This window comes from Streptomyces sp. NBC_01498, from assembly GCF_036327775.1.
Lineage (GTDB): Bacteria > Actinomycetota > Actinomycetes > Streptomycetales > Streptomycetaceae > Streptomyces.
The window spans coordinates 7217342-7228910 of record NZ_CP109598.1; the positions used below are offsets into that span (position 1 = coordinate 7217342).

General features: G+C 72.6%; 8 protein-coding genes and 1 pseudogene. 5 read left to right on the top strand and 4 right to left on the bottom strand.

The window, feature by feature from the left end:
- Positions 1-377: 377 nt before the first annotated feature.
- A pseudogene (locus tag OG875_RS30720) lies at positions 378-863 on the top strand (zinc-binding dehydrogenase); the annotation flags it as partial.
- A 344-nt stretch (positions 864-1207) separates the two neighbouring features.
- Here the strand turns inward: OG875_RS30720 and OG875_RS30725 are convergent.
- Complete coding sequence (locus OG875_RS30725; protein WP_330177504.1) at positions 1208-3148, bottom strand: AfsR/SARP family transcriptional regulator; 1941 nt, start codon at positions 3146-3148, stop codon at positions 1208-1210.
- Between the two features lie 113 nt (positions 3149-3261).
- Here OG875_RS30725 and OG875_RS30730 point away from each other — a divergent pair, with 113 nt between their 5' ends.
- Positions 3262-4140: an alpha/beta fold hydrolase gene (locus OG875_RS30730; protein WP_330177505.1), complete on the top strand. Its 879-nt coding sequence runs from the start codon at positions 3262-3264 to the stop codon at positions 4138-4140.
- A gap of 332 nt (positions 4141-4472) precedes the next feature.
- Here the strand turns inward: OG875_RS30730 and OG875_RS30735 are convergent, their stop codons facing one another.
- Positions 4473-4736 (bottom strand): hypothetical protein, encoded by a 264-nt coding sequence (locus OG875_RS30735; protein WP_330177506.1) that lies wholly within the window; start codon positions 4734-4736, stop codon positions 4473-4475.
- A 759-nt stretch (positions 4737-5495) separates the two neighbouring features.
- The gene (locus OG875_RS30740; protein WP_330177507.1) at positions 5496-6074 is read right to left on the bottom strand and encodes a dihydrofolate reductase family protein; all 579 of its coding nucleotides are present in this window, start codon (positions 6072-6074) and stop codon (positions 5496-5498) included.
- Here OG875_RS30740 and OG875_RS30745 point away from each other — a divergent pair.
- Positions 6058-6183: a hypothetical protein gene (locus OG875_RS30745; RefSeq protein WP_330177973.1), complete on the top strand. Its 126-nt coding sequence runs from the start codon at positions 6058-6060 to the stop codon at positions 6181-6183. The two genes, OG875_RS30740 and OG875_RS30745, sit on opposite strands and share 17 nt — an antisense overlap.
- Positions 6184-6357: 174 nt before the next feature.
- On the opposite strand, the gene OG875_RS30750 is transcribed toward OG875_RS30745, so the two are convergent.
- Positions 6358-6537, bottom strand: a complete 180-nt coding sequence (locus OG875_RS30750) for a hypothetical protein (protein WP_330177508.1) — start codon at positions 6535-6537, stop codon at positions 6358-6360.
- A gap of 294 nt (positions 6538-6831) precedes the next feature.
- Between OG875_RS30750 and OG875_RS30755 the strand changes: the two genes are divergently transcribed.
- Positions 6832-7236, top strand: coding sequence for a CU044_2847 family protein (locus tag OG875_RS30755; protein WP_330177509.1), 405 nt, complete (start codon positions 6832-6834; stop codon positions 7234-7236).
- Positions 7233-11561, top strand: a complete 4329-nt coding sequence (locus OG875_RS30760; protein WP_330177510.1) for a serine protease — start codon at positions 7233-7235, stop codon at positions 11559-11561. Before OG875_RS30755 ends, OG875_RS30760 begins: the two co-directional genes overlap by 4 nt.
- Positions 11562-11569: the final 8 nt, after the last annotated feature.

Sequence of the window (11569 nt, forward strand, 5' to 3'; positions counted from 1 at the left end):
GATGTGCGTCGTGCGTCTGGTACGGAAGATAGGGACCGCGTCCTGTGGTCGGCGTCCCGCCGGGGAGCTCATCTCACGCCTGGCTCTGAGGTATTACGGGTAGGGGGTACGCCCCGGCGCCGGGCCGACAGCACCTGCGGACCAGGCCGGATCCGCCGGGCCTGTCCCCGCCCGGCCCGGTTGATCACCGCCGGGGCAGCCGCGCGCCGCTCCCCGGGGGCCGCGCGACGCGCTTCCGCCCGGCCCGGCCGACCGACTCGGCGATGTCGCCCTCGACCCCTCCCCACCGGACCCGGACGTGAACCCGGGCGTGAACCGGGTCCGGGTGTGAGGCCAGTTGGAGAGCGAGGTGCCCCACGCCGCCCGCCGCGCCGTTGACGAGCACCGTCGTGTCGGGGCCGAGTGGCGTCGGGCGATGCCGTGCCCGCTGGAAGGGCGCCCATGTCATCGCGGTGGCATCGGGCGCGCACGAATCGTTCCTGAAGGAGCTCGGCGCCGACCGGTTCATCGACTACACGAAGAGTCGTCCCGAGGAAGTCGTCCACGACATCGACCTCGTCCTCGACACCGTCGGCGGCCCCGGCAGCAGCCGCTTCCTGCGCACACTCAAACGCGGCGGCTCTCAGTTCGCCGTACTTCCGGGGGAGTTCGAGGAAGAACAGACCGCGAAGCTGGGCGTCACGGTCTCCAGCGCACAGGTCCGCTCGAACGGCGCGCAACTCGACGAACTGGCCCGCCTTCTCGACGCGGGCACGATCCGCGTCGCGATCGACAGCACATTCCCACTGGCGGACGCCCGAGCGGCCCACGAACGCGCCGCCCGAGGACATGTCCAGGGAAAGATCGTCCTCAAAGTCGCTTAATACCTGTTGTCGACTCCAAGGTTTTGAGCAGCTTTGGGGCCTGGGCCGGCTGGGTGTCCGAGGACGCCGGGCAAGCCGGAGATCGGGTGTGCGGGGGCGGTGATGAGCGGCTGAAGCCGGGGCCCGGCCCGGGGCGGTTTACCGCTCGGCGCCATGTCGTTCCAGGCAGCGGCGCCGGGACGCCGGTTGCGAACGCGGGTGGCTGCGGAGTTGAGCGGTGCCGACCGGGCCAAGTGCCCCGAGTGCGGGGCCACTTGGATGGCGGGGTGGACCGGCGCTCGTACGCCGTCTCTGCGTAGCCGGCGGTGGGCCGCCGGCCTCGACTGTGCTCCGGGTGGGGCCGATCACCGGTCTGCGGCGACGCACGCTTCGGCCTCGGTGAGATAGCGCTCCACTGGGCCAAGGGTGAGCATGCCACTGGCGGCGCCGGCGTGTTCGGCGCGGGCGTCGCGCAGGGGAACGGCAGCGCGCGCGGCGATCTCGGGTTCGTCGAGGCGCGCGGCGGCGTGGGCGGTGAGGCACCACAGGGCTTCCTGGAGGTGGTCACGGGGTGGTTCGGGTGTGGCGGCGAGGGCGGCGCGGGCGTCTTCCACCCTGCCCTGGGCGAGGAGTACCAGGGGCGTTGCCCAGGGCAGGTACGGCCCCCAGTCCAGCTGTGAGTCGGTGGGGGCGGGGCGATTGTGCAGCAGGCGCAGGCCGAGCAGGGCCAGCGGGAGCAGGCCGTGGTGGAGCCCCGGCATTCCGGCTGTCGCGAGGGCGTCGTCGGCGGCGCGGTATGCCGCCGCGGCGGCCGCGGGGCTCGGGCCGCCGGGTTCGGTGCTGCGGGCGGCGGTGACCCGCGCTCCGAACCATGCGGTCAGGACCGTGACCAGTGGGGACTCGTGGGCGGCGGCAAGGTCGTCTGCGGCGGCCGCGTGCGCGGCGGCGGTCTCGAGATCGCCGAGAGCGGACGCGGATTGCAGGCGCACGAGTCGGCCCAGAATGGCGAAGGTCGGCAACCCGTGCCGCGTGGACAGCGAGACGAGTTCGGCTCCGATCGTGTCGCGTTGCGATGCCAGGCCGGGGCGCGCGAAGGACTGTAGGAACACCCCGTTGAGCGCGAAGGCCAGCAGTGGGGGGTCGTTGAGGCCACGGGCCAGGGCCTCGGCCTTGTGCGCGTCCCTCAGCGTGGTGTCGCGGGTGGCGTCGCCGCGGCTCTCGACGGCGACGGTGGCCAGCAGCCGGGCCCTCAGGTCGGTGGGGCCGCCTGGCCCGAGCGCGGTGAGGGCGCGCCCGGCAGCCGCCACCACGGCGCGGGACTGCCTGGGATCATCGGCTCGGCTCCAGATCGCGGGTACGTCGTAGGCGCCGATGACCCTGGCGGTCAGAGCGACGTCCCCTGTTTGTTCGGCCGCCTGGACAGCCGCGAGGCGGTCGCGCCGTGAGGAGACCAGGGCATCGCCGCCGACGAGCGCGAGAGTGCGGGCCAGGTCCACGGTCGTGCGCGGGCCCAGCCGGGCGCCGGTTCCCGACCAGGGACGGGGTACCGGTGCGCGGTTCGGCTCGAGGGTGGCGGACCTGGTGAGGATGTCCGTCTCCAGGCGTTGAAGATCAGGACTGGGGTCGAGCGCGAGTTGTTCCACGAGCATCGTGCGCGCCCGGCGCAGTGCGGCCAGGGCGTCGGCCTGGCGTCCGTCGCGGTACAGGGCACGCGCGAGCAGACCCCAGGCCGGCTCGCGCCAGGGGTGCTCGGCGACGTGCGTGCCGAGATCGGCGACCAGGGCGGCCCCCTCGCCGGAATCGAGGAGGATGCCCGCCCGCAGTTCCACGCCCTGCAACCGCAGCTCCTGGAGCCGGGCCCGCTCGCGCTGGGCCCACGCGGCCTCGGGCAGGTCGGCGTAGGCCGGCCCCCGCCACAGGGCGAGCGCTTCACCAAGGCCCACCACGCCGTCGTGGCAGTGGCGGGCCTTGGCCAGGGCGTCCTGGAACCGGCCGACATCCGTGGCGCCGCGGGGCAGGCGCAGTGCGTAACCGGGTCCTTGCGTGATGAGCACACGGGGCGGTGTGCGGGGCGGCCGCTCGGGTTCGATGGCGCGACGCAGCGCGGCGACGAAGGTGCGCAGCGCACCCAGGGAGCCGGTCCTCGCCTGCGACCACAGGTCCTCGATGAGGGTGTCGGTGGGGACCATCCGCCCTTCCGCGGCGACCAGGCGCGCGAGTACCTCGCGGTGCCGTGGTCCGCCCAGGTCGATCGGGCTGCCGTCGTCACGCCGCGCCTGCACTGTACCGAGCACATCGATCCGCATGCTCCCTATCCTCCGTGCGCGGGCCCGGATCCGCGGTGTCGTACTGACTGGCTGCTCATCGGTGTCGTGCACGTTGGAGCGGTCAGCCAGCCGACACGGAGAGTAGGACTGTCATGGCACTCACGATTCCTGGTTTCGAGTACACCCGCCTGCCCGGTGCGGGCGGGGTGAAGCTGTCCGCTGCGATCGGTGGCAGCGGCAGCCCGGTCGTACTGCTGCACGGCTTTCCCCAGACCCACCTGATGTGGCGCCACGTCGCCGAGCAGTTGGCCACCGAGCACACGGTGATCTGTCCCGACCTGCGCGGCTACGGGGCGAGCGACAAGCCGGCGGCCGCGGACGAGCATGTCTATTCGAAGCGGACGATGGCCGCCGACATCGTGTCGACGATGGCCGGGCTCGGCCATGAGCAGTTCGCCCTGGTCGGCCACGACCGTGGTGCCCTGGTCGCGTTCCGGGCCGGGCTGGACCACCCGGAGGCCGTCACGCATCTGGGCATCCTCGACGTCGTACCGACGCTGGACATGTGGAAGGTGCTGAAGGGTGTGTCGGCGGCGGTGGGCTACCACCTCTTCCTGATGGCGCAGCCTGCGGGCCTGCCGGAGACGATGATCGCCAACAGTGCGGACGCGTTCTTCGGCTCGTTCTTCGACACGTGGGCCAAGGACCCGGACGCGATTCCGGAACAGGTGCGCGCCGAGTACCTGCGGGCGAGCGCGGCCGCGGTGGACTCCATCGTCGCCGACTACCGTGCCTCCGCGGGTGTCGACGTCGCCCACGACCGGGCGGACCTTGATGCCGGATCGCAGTTCGCGATGCCCGTCACAGTCATCCAGCAGGACTGGGGCGCCCAACTCGGCTACGACGCCGCCCAGGTATGGAGGACGTGGGTCCCGGAGCTCGACCATCGCCTGACGAACGCGGGGCACTTCATGGCCGAGGAAGCCCCGGACGAGATCACGGGAGCGATCCGAGACCTGCTGGCACGCTGACCCCACGAAGTGACCCTTGAACTTGTCGTTTGTGGTCCGATTGTCGTTTGTGGTCCGACGACCCGTCGGACCACAAACGACAACTTCAGCTTGTTGTTCAACCAGCTCCTCGGGTTTGGTAGCGGCGTTGTGGTCGATCGGTCCCTGGCGTACCTCGCACGACCGAGCAGCCGCAGGCTCGACGATCTCTTCCGCTCGCCGGGACGCACCCCGCGACCGTGCTGCAAGCACTCGGTGGCGGCGGAGGCCACGCGGACGGCGGGCTGTCGTCCGGCGTGATGTGGATCATCGTGGTGATCGCCGTGCTCATGGCCGTGGCGCTGTCCGGACCTTCAGGCGGCGGTATCCCGGGGCCGGTGCGGCGGCGGCTTCGCCGCCCGGGGTGTGAGCGGACCGCGCCGCGCGGTGCGGTGGCACCGCGCGGCGGCCGGCGTCACATGGCGGTGGGCAGGGCCGTGGCGAGGCAGCTGGGCGTTGCCCGCGACGCCGCCGGGGCCGGTGAGCCACCGCAGCACGATCGCCAGCACTTGCGGATCGTCGAACAGCAGGGTCCTCGCGTGTTTCGGAACGACGAGCATCTCCAGTGCGGTGGACATCACTTCTGTGGGGCTGTCGCCGCCGTACACCCCGGGCGGCGTAGCTGCCGCAGTCGTCTCCGCGGGCGGGATAGGCCGGCACCACGGACCGGTACGCGCATTCCTTCGCGAGCGTGATGTCCGTGGTCCCCGGGTGCAGCGGCAGCAGGGTGTCGCCCCCGCCCGCCACGGCATGCCGGCCCTTCAACAGCCGCATGAGGTCGAGCCAGCAGCCGAGGGGCAGCACGTTCTCCGATCGCGCCGTACGCCGGCCGGGCTGCCGTTACCGATGTCGGCGAACGGCCGGTACCCGCCGTCTCACTGTGGTTGCGGCAGGACGCCACCACGGTCCCGGACCGTTCGTCCTGCCAGACCTACTTGCCAGACCTACGGCCGCGGCGAGGCCGACCATCAGAAGATGCCCGGCCGACCGTCCTCGATCGTGGCCGCGCCGGAGGCCGGCCGCACCTCCCGGGCGGCCTGCCGGTACAGCTCCCCGGTCGGCTCACCCGCGAACGGCCCGGCGCGGGGTCAGGAACCTCCGGACGAGAGTGGGTTCTCCGGCCGGTGTGCCAAAGCCCACCGGCCGCCCCCGGCCGCCCGCCCGGCTCGAAGAAACGCCGATCGCCACCCGTCATCACGTGGGCGGATTCCTCGCGACCGGCGAGGCTTCGCCCCCTGTCGCGCCTCGTGGCCGGTGTCGCCCCTCGTCGCGCCGGGACATGCCGCGAAGTCCCCTCGACGATGTCGGCGGCCGGCCATCAACGTTGAACGGCAGGCTCAGGCGTGCAGCGTGGGGCGGTAGACGAGCTCCTGGATGTGGCCGTCGAGCGTCCGGTGCCCGATCAGCTCCAGGTCGAAGTCGGCCGCACCCCGGAAGATCGAATCGAGCCCGCTCCGACCGGTGATCACGGGGAAGAGCGTCACCTGGACGCGGTCGACCAGCCCGGCGGCCATCAGCGCGCGGTTCATCGACAGACTGCCGTGCGAGCGCAACGGAACCTCCGACTCCTCCTTGAGCCGCCTGACAGCATCCACGGCATCCCCGTCCGCAAGGGTCGCGTCCGGCCAGTCGAGCGTCCCCTTCAAGGTGGTCGACACCACCGTCGCCGGCAGGCTCCTCATACGGGTGACCCAGGGGTCGCGTACATCGGATTCTTCGGTGCTGTCGGCCAGCATCCGCGCGAACGCCCGGTACGTGTTGGCCCCGAAGACCATCCGCTGCTCCTCGCCGTACTGGGCGAGACGGTGGTCGAGGAGCTCGGGACCTTGCTTGCCCCAGTAGCCGGTCCAGTCGCCGCCGGCGGCACCGAAGCCGTCGAGGCTTGAGAACACATCGAATGTGTACCTGGCAGACATGATGCTCCTGGACTCCGATTCCGACCCCGACGCGGATGACGACGAGATGCCGCTCAAGGCGGAAGCGACCCTGCGGGCCCTGCCGCGGGCGAGGGTCCCGGAACCGTAGCCGCCGCGGGCCCGATCGTCGGCCTCCCACGCGGTCGGCAGCGGCGGCGATCACGGTCGCCCCGGCGCGACCCGTTGCCACCGTCCCCGACAACGGGCCGACCCCGCCACCCCGGTGCCCCGCGCGACCGGGCCGCCCCGCCGACGACAACCGGGGCACGGTACCGGCACGGCCCTACCGCAGCTGGGGCAGGGAAAGGTTGTTGATCAGGGGGCCCTCGATCGTGAGCGCTTCCGTGATCAGGGACTCGGCGGGAGCCAGGGGGGAGGGGTTGGCCGCTGCCTGGGCCGGGACGGTGTACACAGCCGCCAGAGCGACCGTTGCGCATACGAGGGCGGCGAAGCGATGACGCATCGCTGGCTCCTTTCGAGGGGGCGAAGTGGATCACGGTGATCAACGCCGCATCCGCCCATCGGTCACTGCTCACCGGCCACTGTCCACCTGGACCACACCGATGCCGACCCCGATGCCGAGCCCGCCCGAGCCCCGCACCCTCCCGGGCGGGCACGAGCGGAGCCAGGAGCACCTGCCCTCCTGCCCGGTGGAGCCGACTCCGTATGGGGACGATTCGAGACGGTTCGGTCCCGGCATGCCGTGGAATCGGTAGGGTACGGAGCCGTCACCGCAGGTGTCGCGAAGGGGGAAAGCATGGCGTACCTGGTCGAGTTGCCCGTGTCCGGGGCGAGCGGCGCGAGAACGGGAGGCGAGGGGACGGAGTCCGCCCCGTCGGACGCCACCGGCATCGTCAAGGTCCAGATCGACGAGGTCGAGGACGGGCTGGTACAGGTCGCGCGTCCCGGGCAGGTCGTGGCGCGGGCGACCCGGTCGCTGAACGACATGCTGGCCGGAATCCGGCCGGTCGCCGAGGACTTCGTCGACGGATTCCGCGACATGGCTCGGCAACCCGACGAGATCGGCATCGAGTTCGGCCTGTCCCTGTCGGCCGAGGCGGACGTGGTGATCTCCCGGACCACCGGACAGGCCAACTTCAAGGTCACCCTGACCTGGCGCAATCCCTCGTCCGGCGAACCGGCGGCGGACGCGACGGGATGACGGAGCCCGCGTTACCGCCCGAGCGTCCGGTGGCCCACGGCCCGCAGTCGCTCGACACGGCCGTCCTGCGGGTCCGGGACAGCCGAGGGCAGCCCGTCGGCGTCGCCTTCCTGGTCTCCGACACGCTCGCCCTGACCTGCGCGCACGTGGTCCACGCGGCCCTGGGTACGACAGGACAGGCGGCGCCTCCCGCGTCCGCCCGCATCCAGGTCGACCTCCCCCTCGTACCCGCCCGGCCGCGCGACGGCGCCGCACCCGCGACCATGGCCAGGGTCGACCACTGGGTACCGCCCCGGGCACCCGACGGGCCCTCGACGCCACCCGCGCCCGCCGATGTCGCCGTACTTCACCTGGAGACACGGCTTCCGGGAGCGGCACCGGTGCGCCTGGTCGACGCGGACGAGCTGTGGGGGCACCGCGTACGGGCGTTCGGGTTGCCGGCCGGTCGTCCGGGTGGGGTGTGGCACGCGGGGATCCTGCGGGGTCGGCAGGCCGACGGCTGGGTACAGGCCGATCTCGTCGGCGAGGGCTACCCGGTGTCGCGGGGCTTCAGCGGCGGCCCCGTGTGGGACGAGCGGCTGTCGGGCGTGGTGGGCATGGTCACGGTGGCCGAGTCCGGGCAGCCGCCCGTCAGTTACCTCATCCCCACCGGCGGGCTCCTCACCGCCCGGCCCGAACTGCGCACGATCACCCTGCCCCCGTCGCCGTTCCGGGCCCTCTCCGCGTTCCAGGAAACGGACGCCGCCCTCTTCCACGGCAGGCGGGCCGAAACCGACGAAGTGGCGCGGGCACTCTCCGCCGCGCCCCGGGTCACCCTCGTGGGCCCCTCGGGATCCGGCAAGTCGTCGCTGGCCCTGGCCGGTGTGGCACCCCGGCTCCGCGCGGAAGGCGCCCAGGTGCTGGTGGTACGGCCGACGCCCGGCACCCGTCCGCTCACCGCCTTCGCGGCGGCGGCGCTGCCGCTCCTGGAACCCGAACTGCCCGAGACGGAGCGCCCCGAGCGGATCACGGAACTCCTCGACGTGCTGCGCCGCCACGGTCCCGCGGACGTCGTGGCCCGGCTGCTCCACCTGCGGCGCGGCAGCCGAATCCTCGTCGTGGTCGACCAGTTCGAGGAGGTCCTCGGGCTGGAACCGGCCGCCGTCGACGAACTGGCCGACCTGCTCACGGGCGACACCCTGCCCGACACCGTCCGCGTACTGATCACGCTGCGCGCGGACTTCCTGGAGCCGGTCCTCGCCCATCCCCGGCTCGGCCCCGAGATCGCCGGACACCTGCACGCACTCGCCCCGCCGGCCCCGGAACGCCTGCGCGAGATCGTGACCGCACCCGTCGAGGCCGTTCCCGGCGTGTCCTACGAACCCCATCTCGCCGAGCGCATCCTCGCCGACACCGGCCCGGGACCGAGCGCCCTGCCGCTCCTCGCCCTCACCCTCGACCTGCTGTGGCGGCGACAGCGCGGCGGGCTCCTGACACACCGGGCGTACGAGGAACTCGGCGGTGTCACCGGCGCGTTGGGCGAACACGCCGACCAGGTCTGGGACGCGTGCGTGCCACCCGGGGACGAGGAGGCGGCCCGGCGGCTGTTCACCCGGCTCGTCCGGGTCCCGGCCGGCATGCCCGCACCCGTGCGGCGGGTCGTACCGCGTACCGAACTGCGCCCCGAGGAATGGCGGATCGCACAACGCCTCGCCGGAACACGGCTGTTGACGACCGGCCGCGACGCCGAGGGCACCGAGACCGTGGAACTCGCGCACGAGGCACTGATCAGCGACTGGGAGCAACTCGCCGACTGGACCACCGCGGACCGTGCCTTCCTGGAATGGCGGGCCGCTCTGCAACAGGACAAGGACCGCTGGGAGCACGCCGAACGCCCCTCGCAGCTGCTCCCGACACCCCTCCAGGCCGCCCGCTCCGAACAGTGGCTCGGCGAACGCGGCGACGAACTGACCGACGCCGAACGGCACTACCTGAACGCCGGCCGTGCCCACCGCCGCACGAAGTCCCGCCGCCGCCGGACCGCGCTCTCGGCCGTCGTTCTCGTCGTGTCCCTGGCCCTGGTCGCACTGTCACTGCTCGGCGCCGCACGGCAGGAGAGCCGGGAACGCGCGGCCGAAGCCGCCTCCCGCGCCCTCGCGGTGGCCGCGGAGGACGACGCGCGCACCGAACCCGCCCTCGGCGTGCTGAAGGCGATCGCCGCCCACCGCACGGCGCCGACACAGGAGGCCCGCAACGTACTCCTGCGGCAGTACCTGCGCCATCAGAACTACGACCGGATGCTGTCCGGCGTACTGGGCACGGTCAGGGACTTCGCCGCCGGCGCGAACGGCGACGTCGTGCTGGCCACCTCGCAACTGGGCCGGGCCGTCCTCTACACCGGCGCCGCCTCCGGGCGGGTCCGCAGCGCCCAGGTCCCCTCGACCGGGCAGGTCGCGGACGTCGCGGTGTCCGCGGACGGCACACGCGGCGCGTACATCCAGACGGACGGCGAAGCCGTGTGGTTCGACGTGGACACCGATGCCGCCGGACTCCTCGGCCCGGTGCGCCGACTGCCCGACGCGCCGGGCCGCGGCGTCAGCCGGGATCCCCTGGTGCGCCCCGCGATCTCGGCGGACGGCCGCATGCTCGCCGCCCGCGTCCGGGGCCGCCTCGTGTGGTGGAACCTCGACCGCGCCACCCTCGCCGGTGCCGTGCCGGCACCGTCCGCCATGAACACCGCCCTGTGGTTCGGCCCGGACGGCCGTACCCTGCTGACGAACGTCTACACGGCATCGGGCGCGCAGGCCCTGAAGTCCGTGGACATGCGCACCGGCCGCGCCACGCGAGTCCTGCCCGGGTCCCAGGAGATCCTCCTGTCCGGGGACCGCCGCACCGCGGTCGTCTGCCGCGAGGAGGGCGAGCAGTCCGTCGTCAGCCGCCACCGGACCTCCGACGGCGCCGCCGTCGGCCGCCCCTACCGGGAGCAAGAAGACGAGTACCGCACGGACCTGTGCACCGTGGTGGCCGTCGACACGACCGGGCGGCGCGTCGCACTGCGCTGGGGCTCCGAGGTGCGCGTCGTGGACCTGGACAGGGGCGAGGCGATCTCCGGCGTCCCCCTGCCGGAACTCGCCGACCTGCGATTCACACCCGCCCCCTTCCTCTCCGAGTCGCGCGGCAGGCTCTTCTACACCGGCCGCCAGGGGTCGATGATCACCCGCGTGCGCCTGACTCCCCGCGAGCGGCAGCCGAAGGCCGCCCAGCGCCGGCTCTCCGCCGACGGCACGCGCACGATCACCGTCCTCCAGGACGGCTCCCGCACGGAACTGCGCCCGGCCGACCCGAAACGAAGCGGGCGGATCCTCGCACGGGCGGCGCGCGCCAAGCCGTACTGGGTACCCGCCGAGACCGACCTGCCCGTCTTCGACGGCACCGGCGGACTCCTCGCCGACCGCGAGGCCCGCGACACGGTCGTCGTCCGCGACACGTCGACGCTGCGGAAGGTCGCCACCGTGACCACGGTCCAGCCGCCGAAGACCCGGCCCGGCACCCGCACGGTCCGGGACCCGGACATCAGCGGGGCGCTCACCTGGCACGACCAGGAGTACGAATTCCGCTACTACTTCGACCACACCGGCCACCTGCTGACCGTCTCCGGCACCGTCCTCCAGCAGTGGGACCCGCGCACGGGCCGGCAGACCGCCCGCTTCGACGCCGGCACGCTGCGCCCCGACGGCGCCCCGGACGCGCTCCTGACGATCGCCCCGTACCCGGACCGGAACAAGGTCTCCGTGATCGTGCGGGGCCGGCCCGGCATCCGTGTCGTCGACTTCACCGACGGACGCGTCACGGACGTCGTACGCACCGAGGGCGACATCCTCTCCGTCCAATTCGGCCCCGGCGCCCACTACTTCGCGCTCATGCGCCGCGATACGGGACTGGAGGTACGGCGCCGCGAAGACCCCGCCCGCAGGGTGATCGGCCCGCTGAGCGGCGTCGGCGACAGCGATCTCACCCCGTACCGCGCCGTGTTCCTCGGCGACGACCGCTTCCTGATCGCCGACGACAACGCCGTACGCGTCCACCGGTTGGGCCGGCGCGGCTACGACGACGTGTATCTGTTCGCCGATGCGACCGCCACGACGGGGGACCAGTCGTTCCTGGACGTGTCCGAGGACGGGAGGACCGTACTCCAGGGCACGCCGGAGGAGCCCGGCCGGGCCCTCGTCCTCGATCCGGAGCTGTGGAGACGGGAGTTGTGCCACGTCATCGGCGACCGCGCGTTCACGGCGGACGAACGCGACGACCTCCCCGCGGAGGCACGGACCCGGCAACTGTGCCCGTAGCGAAGGAT